This window comes from Roseobacter phycocola (genome assembly GCF_042055075.2).
Taxonomy (GTDB): domain Bacteria; phylum Pseudomonadota; class Alphaproteobacteria; order Rhodobacterales; family Rhodobacteraceae; genus Roseobacter.
Genome location: NZ_CP194010.1, coordinates 3,525,907 through 3,541,607, shown reverse-complemented (window position 1 = coordinate 3,541,607; position 15,701 = coordinate 3,525,907). Strand labels below are relative to the sequence as shown.

Here is a 15,701-nt window from a genome sequence, read left to right as displayed (position 1 = left end):
TCCTTGATCAGGATCCGGAGCGGCGGTCTATTACTTCGGTCAGCCGGACGACCAGTTGTCCGGCTCCTTCACCTTCCTGCTCTTCGAGCATTCCCCGCGCAATCATCCGGTCGCCAACATAAAGTTCAACCGGGTCTTCCACAGATTTATCGAGCGTGAGAACAGCATTTTCACCCAGATTTACGAGTTCCCGAATGAGCGGTCGCGCTTTACCGACGCAGACTGTCACTTCGATGGGGACAGACGTGAACGGACTGCTGTTGTTCATCGTATCCTGCTGTGGTTCGGCAGCGTCAGTCATTGGCCTGCTCCTTTTGAGCTTCGTGGAAAAATGCGTTCAGGGCTTCTGAAATCGCGGAGACCACGCCGCTGATATCAACTTCCTGCTCTTCTGATCCGATCCGCACAAACGCCTGCCCTTCCGCAACTGATGTGTCACCCACCACCTCAAAAGGAGGTTCAATCTTTCCGTCTGCAAAATCTTTGATCGCTTCCACGTTATGCGGCGCGACAACAATCTCCACCGGTTGAGAGATACTTTCTTTGAGGAGTGCCTCAATTTGCTCCAGAATGTGACCGCCGAGAGACTGCGCCACCATTGCGGGGAGCAGCCGGTCGATAATTTCGGACATGACCGGTTTCAGAGACAGTGTGAGCTTCGCCAGGGCTTCATGGTAAGTGAAAGACATTTCCTGGAGGCTGCGAGCAAAGTCACTGCTGATTTTGTCTCTGTTATCTGACTGCGCCTTTGTTGAATCATCCCAGCCTGCCTGGTAACCCGCCTCAAATGCCGCCAGTTTGTCCTGCTCTATCTGATCATCACTCTCCGGCGCTCCGGACGGTTCCGTTCGGTTCGAGCTGCCAAAATTCCTGTACCTGTGTGAAACTGACATCAGACGCTCTCCTCTTTGTCCTCAAGCCAGGTCCGAAGTATCTCGACAGTTTCTTCCTGACGCTCACCAATCATATTTCTCAGTCTCTCAACCGGATCATCGGACATGCCGCCGGCCATGTTGATCTCCGGCAAACCACCGTTCTCATCACCAAAGTCTGAAATTACCGGCAAATCGGGCAGTTCAAATTCCTCAGACGTCACTTCGCCATTGAGCCCTCCGGCCTCAGCTGCGTCGGTGGCGGGTGGCAAGGCTGCAGGTTCTTCCGGCGTCTGGTTCGCTGGCGCTGCTGAAAGAAGCGGGCGAACAACAAAAAGTCCGAGGATAAGTGTAACAACCGCAAGAATTGCCATTTGGATAGCGGACATGAGATCGATGTTCAGCCCGTCAACGAGGGATGTGCCCGCTGCCGTTCCCTGGGGTGAAACGCTTTGCAGGGCCATAGACTTTATGGTGATTACGTCTCCCCGCGCTTCGTCAAAACCGACAGCCGATGCTACAAGGTCCCTCAGGGCATCCATCTCTTCCGGATCCCGCGCCTCAAAAGTCTGGCCACCGGCTGGGTCAGGCGAGGCCACGTCGTTCACCAGTACGGCAACGGTCAGACGCTTTATGGCGCCCGGGGCCCGGACAATTTCCCGCTCGGTTTCCGAGACTTCATAGTTAACCCGTTCTCGCGTTTCGCTGTTTTGCGAAGAGGAGTTTTCTCCGGTGCCACCTTCCTCATCTGGCAGATTCGACGCCACGGTTACGTCGCCGCCCCCGGCTTCATTTGACGTGTTGTTACGCTCTTCAGTATCGGTACTGATCGCGACCCGGCCTTCGGGGTCAAAAATCCGTTCACGGATCGCTTCACTTTCCGTAACCGTGTCGACGCTGACTTCGACAACTGCATTTCCAAAACCAACCCGTGCTTCGAGAAGTCGCTGCACGCGGTCACGAAGCACTTGCGCGCGATCTTCTCCGCCTACTGTCGGAGCCGCTTCATCCGCTGTTCCAATCAAGGTTCCGTTGGAATCAATGACCGCGACATCCTCTGCGGCCAGCCCCGCAACAGCAGAAGAAACCAGAAATCTGATTGCCTTTGCCTGCTGCGTTGTAATTGCCGCGCCCGCCGGATTCACCGCCACCGACGCTTTCGGCGTAACACCTCTCTGAAATGGGTTTGATCCCGTACTGGCTATGTGAACCCTTGCCATTGCAATGTGCGGGCTGGAAACGATCGTCCTGGCGAGTTCACCTTCTTTGGCGCGCCAGTAGGCAGCGTCAAACATCTGCGATGTGGTCCCAAAACCGGAAAGGGTATCAAGAAGCTCGTAACCCCGGCTTGAATTTGCGGGCAAACCTTCGCTTGCGAGCGTCATTCTCAGCTGGTCGCGCTCTTTTGCGTCAACGAAAATCGACCCGCCGCGCACCTCAAAAACTGCCCCACGCTGCTCCAGCGCCCGGACAACATCACCCGCGGCGCCATTCTCAAGTCCGGCATACAGCAACGTCATAGTTGGCGCGGACGCCATTCGTGACATTGCCAGAACAGCAAAAAACATTGCAACGGTGGCAAGACCCACAATGATCTGCCGCTTAATCGATAGTCCTGTCCAGACAGACAATACTTGCTGCACGTTAACCTCCGTCAGACCGGACGTTCTGCCCGGCGATGGCGACAACTTTGAACGATCTGGCTTAACAATCGGTTAGTGCAATCGCGTCTATAACGAATTTCTACATCAAAGATGGAGTCGACATGGCCGACGCAACAGCCGATGAAGTACCAGTTGAGGAAAAATCGTCCAAAATGCCGCTTATTATAGGGCTCGTGCTTGCTCTTGTTGGCGGCGGTGGCGGTTTTTTCGCAGCCCAGTCGGGTCTCATACCGGGTTTCGAATCAGGTACTGAAGAGAAGGTTGCAGAACCGGAAAAAGAAGAGAAATCCGAGCCAACGGTCGCATTTTTACCGATGGACCAACTCATGATTTCTTTGCCCGCACACAGCTCCAACAAGTACCTGAGGTTCCGCGGAGAACTTGAGGTGAGCAAAAAGTACGCCGACGAGGTCAGCCTCCTGATGCCCAGAGTTGTGGATGTCCTGAACACTTACCTTCGTGCAGTCGAATTGCAGGACATTGAAGAGGCGGCTGCGTTGACGAAGCTGCGCTCGCAGATGTTGCGGCGCGTACAGATTGTCGTTGGCCCCGGGAAGGTAACAGACCTTCTCGTTATGGAATTTGTGCTTCAGTAAAAGGAAACAGAAATGGAATTGATTGCGGATATTTTTCTGGGAGCCGGCGCGCTGGGTGCGGCCATATACTGTTATATTCTGGGCCGGCGCCTTAACCGGTTTAACGACCTCGAAAAAGGTGTGGGCGGCGCGGTGGCTGTGCTTTCTGCACAGGTGGATGATCTGACAAAAACTCTTGAGACGGCACAGGCAACGGCGTCAAACTCGGCCGACACGCTGACCGACCTTACTGCACGCGCTGAGGCAATGGCAAAGCGACTTGAGCTCCAGATGGCGTCAATGCATGACATTCCTGATGTCCCCGCTGAACGGGAACCACAGGTTGTCGCGACGCCGGCTGCTCAGGCGGGCGGCGAACCGATGTTCGTCAGACATCGAGCTGCGGCGACACAGCAATGAAAAAACTGTTCTCCAGAAAGACCGGCAAGGGTTCGGTTCTGCTGATCTGTTTTCTTTTTATCGGATCGGCCGCAATTCGTATCGGAATTGGCGCAGGCCAGGCCGTCGCCGTCGAAGCACCCGTGATGGCCGCAGAAGAAGTCGTGGAAGATGAACCCGTAACTTCAACAATTGCCGATGCAGAGACGCTGGCCGTGATGCTCGACGCCTTCCAGAAGAGGGAGGCGAAAATTGAGGAAATGGAACGCAAAATGGCGATTCGCCAAAAGGCGCTTACAGTGGCTGATGAAGAAATTGAGCGGCGTCTGGCAGAGCTGGAACAGGCTGAGCAATCTTTGCGCTCTCTCATGGCCGTCGCCGACACAGCCGCAGAAGACGATATCGCCCGGCTGACTGCTGTTTACGAAAATATGAAGCCAAAGGATGCTGCCGCATTGTTCGAGGAGATGGAGCCAGCTTTCGCTGCTGGTTTTCTCGGCAGGATGCGGGCCGATGCTGCCGCAGGCATCATGACCAGCCTTTCCCCAGAGAAAGCCTATACGATTAGCGTAATTCTTGCTGGTCGCAATGCGAATCTGCCTCGGGGCTGACCCGGGGATATCATTTTTTAACTCCATTCTGCGATGGTTGCCAGGTAACTGGTTCTGAGGGTAGCTATGATTGGAATTATCGGGATAATCACGATTTTTGCTATGGTCTTTGGCGGCTATCTGCTGGCCGGAGGCAAGATGGGAATCGTGCTCAAGGCACTGCCCTTTGAGATGATGATGATTGGTGGGGCGGCGCTTGGCGCATTCCTGATCAGCAATGACATGTCAGCGGTCAAACACACCGCAAAGGACATGGGACGCGTCTTCAAAGGTCCGAAATGGAAACATTCGGATTATCGGGATCTGCTCTGTCTGCTCTTTGAACTGATCCGGCTTGCCCGCCAAAATCCGGTTGCCATCGAAGAACATATCGAAGCGCCGGATGATTCTTCGATTTTTTCCAAGTATCCGAAAATCCTTGCCGACAAAGAAGCGATAGCTCTGATCTGCGACACGCTGCGGTCTGCATCGATGAACTATGATGACCCGCATCAGGTAGAGGAGGTTCTGGAAAAACGGATCGAGGCGAACCTTCATCACGCCCTTCACTCCAGTCACGCTTTGCAAAATCTCGCAGACGGCCTGCCGGCGCTCGGTATCGTCGCCGCGGTTCTTGGGATTATTAAAACGATGGGTTCTATCGACCAACCACCAGAAGTACTGGGGAAACTGATCGGTGGCGCTCTGGTCGGCACTTTTTTGGGCGTTTTTCTTGCCTATTGTCTTGTGGGCCCATTCGCCGCGAAGGTCAAAACTGTGACTGAGGAAGACGGTCACTTTTACCAGCTGATCAGGGAAGTTCTGGTCGCAAACCTTCACGCACATGCGACGAATATCTGCATTGAGGTTGGCCGTCAGAACACACCGTCACATTGCCGCCCGAGCTTTTCTGAACTCGAAGAGGCCCTCAAATCTGTCAAGCAGAACGCAGCATGAATCGGCCGGCAGGTTACGTTCTGTTCGCCGGACTGGTCGCATCAACCGCGCTTAAGGCGGAGCCTGTACCCGTGATTGCAGGTGAACACGAAGATTTTACGCGCCTGGTTCTGGAAATGCCCCCTGACATGTCCTGGGAACTTCAGGGAGAACTGGGGGAGTATCGCGTTTCTCTTCTGGCGCATGACGACGGGTTTGATACGTCGCGTACCTTTTCGATCATTCCGCGCGATCGCCTGGCCTCCGTATCTTCCGATCAGTCGAGCATTTCCCTGAAGTTCAACTGCGACTGTCCGGTAGAAGTTTTTGAAGAACAAGGTGGGTACCTCGTTATCGACGTTCTTGACGGTCCTCCACTACAAGATCGCCCGAACGAACCTCTACTTGCAACTGACCCTGCTGTTGAAACTCGACGGAGGCCGGAGTTCGAGACCACTTTTGGCTATGGTGACTTGCTTTGGTCCCCTATCCGAAACGAACAGGGCGAAGAACAAGCTGCAGAGGGTAGCCAAAATACGGATTTCGACACACCAGCTGCAGCTGAAAGCATAAAGGAACAAACAGAAGCTGCCCTTTCTCTTCAGGTAGGTGAAGCAATAGCATCTGGCATTCTGGAAGGGTCAGGCTCAGCTTTGCGGCTGGAAACAGCATCCGAAATCAGCCGCGATGATGAACTCATCTATGATTCATCCTTACCCGAAACATTCGACGATACGGCAGGCAATGTTCGGGTGAGTTCGAGTAATGACATTCCAATAATCAGTTCCGAAAACTCGGCTGGACTGTTCGAATCCAGTTGCATTCAACGGGAAAAAGTCGACGTGGTCAGTTGGGGTTCCCATGAACCACCAACCTTGCAGATCAGCAAAGCCCGCGAAACCCTTTTTGACGATACTGGGTCACTGGATGACGCTGCCGCAATCAAATTGGCTAAGCTATACATCTTTTTGGGTTTTGGAGCAGAAGCCAGACAAACTCTTCTTTTGTCAGAAGTCGCTGTTGAATACCCCGAGCTTTTCGATCTTGCAGGGATTGTCGATGAGGATTTGCTGAGCAACCCGAGAATTGTCCATCAGTTCCGCGAATGCGAAGCATCGCTCGCTTTATGGGGGGTTCTGGCTTCCGGCAGGCTTGCGGACGATACTTCAGACAAAACCGAAGCAATCGCCGAAACGTTTTTTAGCCTGCCCGGTCACTTGCGCGCACTCTTGGGACCGAGGCTCAGCAACATTCTGATTGAAGCGGACCAGATACAGGTCGCTTCAGTCGTCCTGAGGAACATCGAACAGCTACAGGGAAATACAGACGCCACATCCTTTGCAAAAGCAAAGGCACTGAAAAACCAGGGTTTTGAAAAAGAGGCAAAGAGCACCCTCGCTGAAGTCGTGAAAGGCAACAGCCTGGACTCTCCAGCAGCGGTTGTCGCTCTCGCGGAAACATATCTTACGGAAGGAGATCCGGTTCCATCTGACCTCGCGGGTACTCTGGAAGCTTACGTATTTGAAAACAGGAACACCGCACAAGAAAGTCGCATGAAAGCAATCCTGGCGCGTGCAAAGGCTCGCTCAGACGACTTCCATACAGCGTTTGATCTGGTCGATTCTATTGAGGCAGACTACGAAATGCTTCTAACAACAAGAAGCGAGATTTTCACAGATTTGACGAAAGCCGCGAGTGATGTGAAGTTTATGCAATACTTCAGCTCTGATTATGAGCGCATTGCTGGTTTCGTAACGCCAAACACAGCACGCCAGGTCGCGAGCAGGCTTTTGGAGCTGGGCTTTCCGAACATGGCCGAAGACGCACTGAGTGTGATTGAAGGTGAATTTAACATCAGCCAACACAGAGCTTTGTCGGCCAGAATTGAGCTGGACCGCGATAACCCGCAAGCAGCGATATCACTTCTTCCAGACCCCCAGAACGATGAGGAGATTGAAATTCTGGCCAACGCATTGGCGCAAATGGGGAGGCTCGCTGAGGCTCGCCAGTCCTTTTTACAGATCGAGAATAAAGAAGCTGCTCTCGAGGCTGCTTGGCTATCGGGAGACTGGCAGGAACTGGTGAGCGTAGAGGAGCCGGTCTACGGGAATGCTATTTTGGCAAGTTCTTTGCCAGATCGGCGCGTCACCCCCTCTGACAGTATTCTGGAAGAAACCACCGCGGTGCTGGACTCTAATCAATCATTTCGAAACGCTATCAGGGAACTGCTGGACGGGACTGAAGTTACGCCTCCAAACCAGTCAACGCTGGAATAATTGAACAGGTTTTTGGTTACCGAAAATAAACCATAGTCATTTACGCTTAACTTGTTTCAGAACGAAACTGAGAGTGGACAGTCTATGGTTAGCGATCGCGCATTTGTTTTCAGGACCATTCTTTTTCTTGCTTTCCTGCACTATACAGGACCCGCAACTGCTGCCTCTCCTGGTATCCACCAGCTTGGCGCATGTGACGCAGCCGCTACAGAGGCCTCTCATCGCACCGGCGTACCACTCAAAATACTTAAAGCTGTAACAAGAACAGAGACGGGCCGAAGCAGAGATGGGAAAATAACCCCCTGGCCATGGACTATCAACGTGGAGGGAAAGGGGTTTTGGCTTGGCTCGAAATCAGAAGCCACTGATTTTGTGCAAAAAAGTTTGAACAGTGGCAAAACTCTCGTAGATGTCGGCTGTTTCCAGATAAACATTCATTGGCACGGTGAACAGTTCATGTCGGTCGACGATATGCTCGACCCGACCAGAAACGCTGTTTACGCGGCTCGCTTTCTTAAGCAACTTTTTGATGAAACAGGCAACTGGAAACAGGCGGTCGGAAAGTTTCACTCGCGAACACCAGCGCATGCGAACCGTTACCTGGAAAGGTTCAACCGCATCTTTGCAGCGCTCCCCGGGCGTCGTTCGTCATTTCCTCTCTTAAGTCAGGAAAGAAAGAACAGCTTTCCGCTTTTGAAGCCATCGGGCGGTGCTTCGGCCATCGGATCATTGGTACCCGGAGGCCTGGGTTCACCGACTGGCCTGTTCACCACCCGAAGTAACTGAGGCCGTCATGCAGAACCTGAGTTTCAAAGCGTTTCTGAACCCTACAATCATGCTCGCAGTAGCACTGATGGCTGTAATCGTAATGATGATACTGCCCATGCCAGCGTGGGTTCTTGATACTGGATTAGCCGCCTCATTTGCGTTGGCAATTCTCATTTTTACAGTCACTCTTTTCATCGAGCGGCCTTTGGATTTTTCCGCCTTTCCTACCATTCTGCTGGCGTCGCTGATGCTCCGGCTGTCACTGAATGTTTCATCTACAAAACTCATCATCGGCCAGGGACACACCGGAACCGATGCTGCTGGCGATGTGATCGAGAGCTTTGCCCAGTTTGTGATGGGTGGAAGCGTTTTCCTCGGGCTCGTTGTTTTTTGTGTGCTCCTGATTGTCAACTTCATGGTCATCACCAAGGGTGCTGCCCGCATGGCCGAGGTGGGCGCGCGTTTTGCACTGGACGGAATGCCCGGAAAACAACTTGCAATCGACAGTGATATGTCCGCAGGCGCAATAACTCATACAGAAGCAAAGGAGCGCAGGGAACGCGAACAACAGGAAACTACGTTTTTCGGTTCACTCGATGGTGCATCAAAGTTCGTCAAAGGAGATGCGATCGCGGGTTTGCTCATAACGCTGCTCAACCTTGTGGCTGGCCTGATCATGGGGATCGCCGTGCACGACATGCCAGTGGGTCAGGCGTTTGAAACCTACGCCATTCTGACTGTTGGCGACGGGCTGGTTTCGCAAATCCCGGCTGTTGTGATTTCAATCGCGTCAGCGCTTTTGCTGGCACGTGGCGGTGCCACGGGTGCGACAGATCTTGCCGTTTTCAGCCAATTGGGCAAGCATCCGGCAGCTCTCGCAACTGTCGCCATTCTGATGTTGGCTTTTGCTCTGTTTCCCGGATTGCCTTTTGTTCCATTTTTACTGGGTGCTGCCGCCCTTGGAACTGCATCATACCTTTTATACAGGAAGAAGAACTCCGAGCCTGAGCTCGAACACGAAGCACCGGAAGTGAACGTTCCTGCGGAGAAGCCTCTGGGAGATGTGCTTGAAATCGACGATGTGCACGTCGAATTCGCACCGGATCTTGTCAACATGGTACTGGATCCTGGCACCGGGCTGGACGCGCGGATTGCCAATATGCGGACCCATGTTGCCTCCGTTTTTGGCCTGATTTTGCCCGAGATCAGGCTGACTGATAATCCGGCGCTGTCGAACGGGACATATGTCCTGCGTATTCAGGGAGTAGAACAGGCCAGAGCTCAAATCAGCCCGGAAAAGGTGCTGGCGCTCATACCTGAAGATGCTTCAGCATTGCCGGACGGCACTGATACAATGGAACCGGTTTACGGCGCACCTGCCAGATGGATCAGTAGCCGGGATCAGGAAAATGCGGCCCTGAACGGCCTGACATTGGTAACTCCGGCAGAAATTCTCGCGACCCATTTGCTTGAAACTGTCAAAAAGAACTTCAGCCGTTTGCTCACACTTAAATCCCTGAGGCGACTGCTTGCCGAGATGGTTAATATCTCAAATCCGGTAAGGGCGGAAGCGAACCGGAAACTGCTCGATGAGATGATCCCCGATAAAGTTCCGATTGACGTTTTGCATACTGTTCTTCGGCTGCTTCTGGATGAACTGGTCTCTATCCGAAATCTGCCACTCATACTGGAAGCAACTGCAGAGGCCCGATCCCGGAACGCACAGCCGGAGGCAATCTGCGAACACGTTCGCCAGCGCCTCGGTTTCCAGCTTGTTGCCGAGATGCGGCGGGACGATGGCACGCTGCCACTGATCCAGCTGGCCCCGGAATGGGAAGACACTTTCACCATGTATCAGGTGGAAGCAGACCGCGGCCTCGACATCGCTTTGCCGCCCGACCTCTTCAATCAGCTTGCGGAAAACGTTTCGCGCAAACTGCAGGATGCAAACGAAAACGGGATCCATGCTGCAGTCGTCACCAGCACAAGGCGCCGGCGTTTCCTGAGAACCGTGATGCGCGCAAAAGGGATCAGCAATCCCGTTCTGTCATTTGAGGAAATCGGCCTGGATGCCCGTCCATCGCTGGTAGGTGTAGTTGCTGCATGAATGCTTCCGCTGAACTGCTGGCACTTTTGACAACGCAGTTGTGGCACGGATTTGCTGTTTTCCTGCGTGTCGGCGCACTGGTGTCGATGCTGCCGGCCTTCGGAGAACAATCTGTTCCGGCGAGGATCAAACTGGCAGTCGCTATAGCATTCACTTTCGTTGTTGCTCCGGCTCTTCCACAAATCAGCCCACCAGACGAGCTCGGAGGTGTTGGCATGGTCATTCTGTCGGAAACATTTGCCGGGTTGGCAATTGGCATCGGATTGAGGCTTTTTGTTCTTGCACTCCAAACGGCTGGATCCATTGCAGCTCAGTCAACATCGTTGTCCCAGGTGCTAGGGGGTGCCGCAATCGATCCGATGCCGGCAATGGGCTACATTCTGATCGTGGGAGGGTTGGCACTTGCTGTCATGACGGGTTTGCATGTTAAGGCGGCACAGCTCATTATTCTGTCGTACGAATTCATCCCGTTCGGCCAGTTCGCGACCGCAAATGATATGACCGAATGGGGCGTCGACCAGGTCGCAAAAGCGTTCTCGCTCGCATTTACCCTTGCCGCTCCATTCATCATTCTTGCCGTAATTTATAATATTGCGCTGGGTGCGATTAACAAGGCAATGCCTCAGTTGATGGTAGCTTTTGTCGGCGCACCGGTGATCACAGCCGGAGGGTTAATACTACTGATGGTATCGGCCCCATCAATCCTTGCTGCCTGGCTGGGCGCAATGGATGTCTATCTGTCGAATCCATTTGGAAACGCTCGATGAGCGGGCAGGACGACGATACTGACAAGTCATTTGACCCTACTCCGCAAAAGCTCCTTGAGGCGCGGAGAAAAGGCGAAATTCCACGTTCAACAGAGGTGCTGACCGCGGCTGGATATGCCGGACTATTCGCGGCATTTCTACTGACGGGTGGGTCCAGTCTCCTTGCATTTGGCGAAAGTCTGTCGATTCTGATCGATCAGCCGGCTCAGCTGGCCGAACTGTTCTTCAACGGCGCAGCTGCCCCAACAGCGGGAAATCTGATCAACAAAGTCGCAACATCAATTTCGCCGATATTTCTGTTACCAGCTGTCTGTGTCCTGGTTTGCCTGTTTGCGTTAAAGGGTATCGTTTTCGCTCCCGACAAGATTAAACCGAAACTGTCCAAAATTTCGATAATATCGAATGCAAAAAACAAATACGGACGCAATGGCATTTTTCAGTTTTTGATAAGCACAATCAAGCTGATTATCTATTCCGCCTGCCTTGCAATTTTCCTCCGACTTCACCTCAATGATATGATTGGTGCGCTTTTTACAAACCCTAGCTCGGTTATGCTCCTGCTTGCCGAGATCTTCCTGAGCTTTTTGTTTGTTGTTGTTTGCGTTTCAGGACTCATTGGCGGCATTGACGCAGTCTGGCAGCATTTCGAACACATACGAAAAAACCGAATGTCCCGAAAAGAAATTGTGGACGAAACCAAAAACAGTGAGGGAGATCCTCATGTTAAACAGGAACGGCGAAAACGGGCGCAGACCTCTTCACAGTCTCAGATGATGAGTGATGTTCCGGACGCTGATGTGATAATCGTGAACCCAACACACTACGCGGTCGCTTTGCGTTGGGACAGGGAACCCGGAAAAGCACCGGTTTGCGTGGCCAAAGGAATTGACGAAATCGCCCTGAGAATTCGGGAAATTGCAACCGAAAACGACGTGCCTATTCACAGCGATCCACCAACGGCAAGAGCACTACATGCCACAACAGAGATCGATCAGGAAATTGCACCAGAGCACTATAAGGCCGTTGCCGCCGCAATCCGTTTCTCTGAAGCGATGAGAGAACGTTCAAAGGGTAGAGCATGGTAAATGAACACTCAAAACTCTCAAAGCTCGAAGAAATCATGCGAGCAAAATACCTTACCAGCCAACAGGATCTTCGCCGATATGTTAGTCAGGAAAACCAACTGCGCGACAAAATCAGGAAACTGGACAAACAAGCCCGTGACGCGGATTCTGATGTGGAATCTTCGATGAAAACCATTGGCGCCGACATAATCTGGAAGTCATGGGTCGGTCGCACAAAAACGGAGCTGAATTTACAACTTGCCCAAATACTGGCGCAGAAGGAAGGTTACCTGAACAGAGTTCGAAAAGACTACGGAAAATTACTTGTGGCCGAGGAATTGAGGAGAAAGCAACTGGAAGATATCAGGTACGATGCGCGAACTTGCCGCCTCAGCGACTCAATAGAAATGGCCTTGGCAAAGTGTAAGAAAACTGCGAAGTAAAAAGGGATGGGAAATAGTCATTGGAGGCGTTTCTGATCAATAGTCCTGTCGGGCAATATCTGATATCAGAACGTCATTTATTACATCTGATCCCATGGTTTTTTGAGCAACTTCGCGCAAGTTTCTGCGTAAAACGTTGAGATTGTTGTTGTTGGTAAACGCTCCGGAAAAACCACCTATGTTGGCAAAGTCAAAAAGAACGCGCAGAAATGCATCCCTTATTTTTGGCTCAGTGTCATAGATTATTTGACTGCCGCCATCCGGAACTTCGACATTCAAAGACAAAACAACCATTGACGCAATCCGGTTGCCGTCAACTATTGGTACGACAAACTGGTTTGATAAGTCTACATATTGGACCGCCGCATTCTCCTCGTCAGCAGACTCTGGCTCCTGTTCAGCCACTTCTGCTGCCGGTTGCTCAGCGTTTGAAACTTCTTCATCCATCGCAGGAGGCGCTGGCTCAGGTTCGGGTTTCAGGAACAAACCCGCCCCTACACCGGCCCCTGATCCAACAATCAACATTACCAACGGAAGAACGATTTTCATATCAGTTCACCTCAGAACGGGAGAATTGCGTCCAGGACCTGTTGGCCCATGCGTGGTTGCTGCACATCAGTAATCTGACCACGACCACCATAGGAAACGCGCGCGGTTGCTATCTTGTCGTAGGTGATCTCATTTTGCCGGGAGATATCTTCCGGGCGAACGTAACCTGTGACGAGAAGTTCGCGCATTTCGAAATTGACACGCAGCTCCTGACTGCCTGCAATTGACAAAACTCCATTTGGCAGAACGTCAACTATGGTAGCTGCGACGCGCAGCGTCAGTTTTTCGTTTCTTTTGACCGATCCGTCACCAGACGATCTGCTTGTCGAATTGATAGACACAGCGTCAGCGGTCGTCGCACCATCAGGAAGTCGCTCGTCTATTCTTTGTGGCAATCCGAAAAGGCTGGGGACACCGAGACTTTCCGACCCTGACCTGGACCTGTCAGTCGCGTTAGAGATTTCTGCCTCTTCATCAATTTCAATCACCACCGTCAAAATATCGCCACGCTGGATAGCCCGTCTGTCGCCCAGAAGGGACTGACGCGCGCCGGACCAGAGAGACGCAGCTTCGGTCGGGGATGATGCGTCAGCCGTAACGGGCAGACCCGGCGACAACATTGCATTGTGTTCGGTTGTTGCCATCGCCGGGCTGAAGGAAGGAGCCTTGCCCAAATGGTCCAGACGGGCACAGCCGGTCAGAGCAACCGCAGCAACAGCTAGAGGAACAAAGTGTCTGTACATTTAAGTCTCCGAACTATTTTACCAGAACAGAACCATCGTCCTGAACCTGACCAAAAAGAGTTTGCCGCGATGCAAGGTTCATTATTCTGACCCGGTCGCCAACCGCGCCACGTTCCAGCGAACGGCCTTCTGTTTCAATCACAAGGCCAGACGCCTCAAAACGTAAAGGAACCACCTGATTGCGGGCGACAAGCGCGGGGGGGCCTACATCGCTGAACCTCACTGGCCTGCCAGCGTAAAGCGTTGTTTTTGCTTCCTGACCAATCACATAGTGCAGCGCATCAAAACCACCCGGCACCTCACCGGATATCAGTTTGACGTCCGTGTCCGTTATTATCGCGGCGGCACGTATTGTGCGGGTTGCAACCACAGCATCAGCCGCAGCTACCCCGGCCGAACAAAACAAAAGAAAAAACGAGCAAAGTCTGATCATCGGATCTGCGTGGTCGCGCCCATCATCTGATCGGCAGCAGAAATGACCTTGGCGTTCATTTCATATCCTCGTTGCGCTTCGATCAGCTCAGTGATTTCCCGTACAGCGTCCACAGAACTGTCTTCCAAGAACCCCTGTCTCACTGTGCCAAGGCCGTCTTCACCCGGTGTAGAGACCAATGGCGGGCCTGACGCTTCTGTTTCCGCAAACAGATTGCCGCCAAGCGCTTCAAGGCCTTTGGCATTTGTGAAACCCGTCATGTTGAACTGGCCGAGGAGCTGGGCGTCCGGATTGTCCGCGAAATAGGCAAAAACTTCGCCAGCCGCGTTGATCGAGATGCTTCGCGCGTCGTCCGGGATGACAATCTCAGGCTGCACGGCAAAACCATCTGACGTGACAATCAGACCTTCCCCATTTCTCTTGAGACCACCGTCTCTTGTGTATGCGGTCTGACCGGAAGGAAGAATTACTTCCAGATATCCAGAGCCTTCGATCGCAAGATCGAGGTCGCCGCCGGTTGCACTCAGAGACCCCTGCTGGAGCTGAACCGAAACAGCTGATGGACGGACACCAAGGCCAAGCTGAACCCCAGTCGGAAGAACCGTACCATCGGTCGCATTGATCGTGCCGGGGCGCATCATCTGTTGATAGTGCAGGTCAGCAAATTCTGCACGCCGGGCATTGTAGCCGGTCGTACTCATATTTGAGAGGTTGTTGGAAATCGTCTCAACACGCAGTTGCTGAGCGCTCATGCCAGTGGCCGCAATTTTTAATGCACGCATGGAAGTCTCCTTTACTCGTTACTGTGACAGTGCTTTGAGAGCCTGGCGAACACGTTCGTCTTCCGCTTCCAGAAAACTGGCGCCCAGTTCATAGGCACGCTGCACTTCGATCATCCGTGTGATCTGCGAGATTGCATCCACGTTGGAATTCTCGACAAATCGCTGAAGAACGTTTGAGTCCTCGGCCGGTTCAAACCCGCTGTCTGCCCGAAACATCACGCCATCCTCCCGGACCATCTGCTGAGGATCCAGCGGGCGGACGACCCCGATCTGCCCGATCGGATTGCCTTCGGCCGAGATCGTCCCGTCCGGAGCGACTGCGATGTCGCCCACACCTGCGGGCACGAAAACCGGTGCGCCACCCGGGTCCAAAACCTGGTACCCATCAGGTGTCACCAGATCACCGGCAGCATTGGGTGAAAAGGAACCTGCCCTCGTCAGGCGTTCGCCATCCGGCGTGCCGATCAGAAAGAAACCATCTCCCTCAATGGCAAAATCAAACGTGCCACCGGTCTGGGTCAGTGCACCCTGTACAAGCGAAGTATGGCGGGAGTTCCCCTGCCCCATTGAAAGGCTTGAACCACCGTCAATCGACTGCACATATTCTGAAAAAACCATGCCTTCCTGGCGATAGCCGGAGGTCGCAGCGTTAGCGATATTATTCGCGACAATACGCATTTCGCGCATCAGCCCGGATTGTCGTGTCAGCGTTGTATAGCCAGTGTTTTCCATC

18 protein-coding genes are annotated in these 15,701 nt (G+C 52.9%); 10 read left to right on the top strand and 8 right to left on the bottom strand.

Annotated elements, in window-relative coordinates; all coding sequences use genetic code 11:
• Positions 1 to 7 precede the first annotated feature (7 nt).
• The 3 genes from AB4K19_RS17565 to fliF are packed head-to-tail and all read right to left on the bottom strand — an operon-like array spanning position 8 to position 2,515.
• Positions 8 to 301 carry a FliM/FliN family flagellar motor switch protein gene (locus AB4K19_RS17565; protein ID WP_375229557.1) on the bottom strand — a complete coding sequence of 98 codons (294 nt, stop codon included), beginning with the start codon at positions 299 to 301 and terminating at the stop codon, positions 8 to 10.
• Positions 294 to 893 carry an ABC transporter ATP-binding protein gene (locus AB4K19_RS17560; protein WP_375229556.1) on the bottom strand — a complete coding sequence of 200 codons (600 nt, stop codon included), beginning with the start codon at positions 891 to 893 and terminating at the stop codon, positions 294 to 296. The genes AB4K19_RS17565 and AB4K19_RS17560 overlap by 8 nt, the downstream gene beginning before the upstream one ends.
• Positions 893 to 2,515: a flagellar basal-body MS-ring/collar protein FliF gene (fliF, locus tag AB4K19_RS17555; RefSeq protein WP_375229555.1), complete on the bottom strand. Its 1,623-nt coding sequence runs from the start codon at positions 2,513 to 2,515 to the stop codon at positions 893 to 895. Before fliF ends, AB4K19_RS17560 begins: the two co-directional genes overlap by 1 nt.
• A gap of 122 nt (positions 2,516 to 2,637) precedes the next feature.
• Here fliF and AB4K19_RS17550 point away from each other — a divergent pair, with 122 nt between their 5' ends.
• The 10 genes from AB4K19_RS17550 (at position 2,638) to AB4K19_RS17505 (ending at position 12,461) form a co-directional block, all read left to right on the top strand.
• Positions 2,638 to 3,132 carry a flagellar basal body-associated FliL family protein gene (locus tag AB4K19_RS17550; RefSeq protein ID WP_375229554.1) on the top strand — a complete coding sequence of 165 codons (495 nt, stop codon included), beginning with the start codon at positions 2,638 to 2,640 and terminating at the stop codon, positions 3,130 to 3,132.
• Positions 3,133 to 3,144: 12 nt separating this feature from the next.
• Positions 3,145 to 3,531 (top strand): hypothetical protein, encoded by a 387-nt coding sequence (locus AB4K19_RS17545; protein ID WP_375229553.1) that lies wholly within the window; start codon positions 3,145 to 3,147, stop codon positions 3,529 to 3,531.
• Positions 3,528 to 4,121, top strand: a complete 594-nt coding sequence (locus AB4K19_RS17540; protein WP_436398446.1) for a MotE family protein — start codon at positions 3,528 to 3,530, stop codon at positions 4,119 to 4,121. The genes AB4K19_RS17545 and AB4K19_RS17540 overlap by 4 nt, the downstream gene beginning before the upstream one ends.
• Before the next feature lie 66 nt (positions 4,122 to 4,187).
• Complete coding sequence (gene motA, locus AB4K19_RS17535) at positions 4,188 to 5,057, top strand: flagellar motor stator protein MotA (protein WP_375229552.1); 870 nt, start codon at positions 4,188 to 4,190, stop codon at positions 5,055 to 5,057.
• A complete protein-coding gene (locus AB4K19_RS17530) occupies positions 5,054 to 7,312 on the top strand; it encodes a hypothetical protein (RefSeq protein WP_436398444.1) in 2,259 nt (752 codons plus the stop codon). Before motA ends, AB4K19_RS17530 begins: the two co-directional genes overlap by 4 nt.
• An 84-nt stretch (positions 7,313 to 7,396) precedes the next feature.
• On the top strand, positions 7,397 to 8,098 hold the full coding sequence (locus AB4K19_RS17525) for a lytic transglycosylase domain-containing protein (protein WP_375229549.1): 702 nt from the start codon (positions 7,397 to 7,399) through the stop codon (positions 8,096 to 8,098).
• 7 nt (positions 8,099 to 8,105) lie between these two features.
• Positions 8,106 to 10,187 carry a flagellar biosynthesis protein FlhA gene (gene flhA / locus AB4K19_RS17520; RefSeq protein WP_375229548.1) on the top strand — a complete coding sequence of 694 codons (2,082 nt, stop codon included), beginning with the start codon at positions 8,106 to 8,108 and terminating at the stop codon, positions 10,185 to 10,187.
• Positions 10,184 to 10,954 (top strand): flagellar biosynthetic protein FliR, encoded by a 771-nt coding sequence (locus AB4K19_RS17515; protein ID WP_375229547.1) that lies wholly within the window; start codon positions 10,184 to 10,186, stop codon positions 10,952 to 10,954. The genes flhA and AB4K19_RS17515 overlap by 4 nt, the downstream gene beginning before the upstream one ends.
• Positions 10,951 to 12,039 (top strand): flagellar type III secretion system protein FlhB, encoded by a 1,089-nt coding sequence (gene flhB, locus AB4K19_RS17510; RefSeq protein ID WP_375229546.1) that lies wholly within the window; start codon positions 10,951 to 10,953, stop codon positions 12,037 to 12,039. The genes AB4K19_RS17515 and flhB overlap by 4 nt, the downstream gene beginning before the upstream one ends.
• Positions 12,033 to 12,461: a hypothetical protein gene (locus AB4K19_RS17505; protein WP_375229545.1), complete on the top strand. Its 429-nt coding sequence runs from the start codon at positions 12,033 to 12,035 to the stop codon at positions 12,459 to 12,461. The genes flhB and AB4K19_RS17505 overlap by 7 nt, the downstream gene beginning before the upstream one ends.
• Before the next feature lie 36 nt (positions 12,462 to 12,497).
• On the opposite strand, the gene AB4K19_RS17500 is transcribed toward AB4K19_RS17505, so the two are convergent.
• Genes AB4K19_RS17500 through AB4K19_RS17480 form a run of 5 tightly spaced genes read right to left on the bottom strand, consistent with a single transcriptional unit; the run spans position 12,498 to position 15,700 of the window.
• Entirely contained in the window at positions 12,498 to 13,010 is a 513-nt protein-coding gene (locus AB4K19_RS17500) for a flagellar basal body-associated FliL family protein (protein ID WP_375229544.1), read from the bottom strand.
• An 11-nt stretch (positions 13,011 to 13,021) separates the two neighbouring features.
• On the bottom strand, positions 13,022 to 13,753 hold the full coding sequence (gene flgH / locus AB4K19_RS17495) for a flagellar basal body L-ring protein FlgH (protein WP_375229543.1): 732 nt from the start codon (positions 13,751 to 13,753) through the stop codon (positions 13,022 to 13,024).
• A 13-nt stretch (positions 13,754 to 13,766) separates the two neighbouring features.
• Entirely contained in the window at positions 13,767 to 14,123 is a 357-nt protein-coding gene (gene flgA, locus AB4K19_RS17490) for a flagellar basal body P-ring formation chaperone FlgA (RefSeq protein WP_375229542.1), read from the bottom strand.
• A 59-nt stretch (positions 14,124 to 14,182) separates the two neighbouring features.
• Positions 14,183 to 14,968 carry a flagellar basal-body rod protein FlgG gene (flgG, locus tag AB4K19_RS17485; protein WP_375229541.1) on the bottom strand — a complete coding sequence of 262 codons (786 nt, stop codon included), beginning with the start codon at positions 14,966 to 14,968 and terminating at the stop codon, positions 14,183 to 14,185.
• An 18-nt stretch (positions 14,969 to 14,986) separates the two neighbouring features.
• Positions 14,987 to 15,700 carry a flagellar hook-basal body complex protein gene (locus AB4K19_RS17480; RefSeq protein WP_375229540.1) on the bottom strand — a complete coding sequence of 238 codons (714 nt, stop codon included), beginning with the start codon at positions 15,698 to 15,700 and terminating at the stop codon, positions 14,987 to 14,989.
• Position 15,701 lies beyond the last annotated feature (1 nt).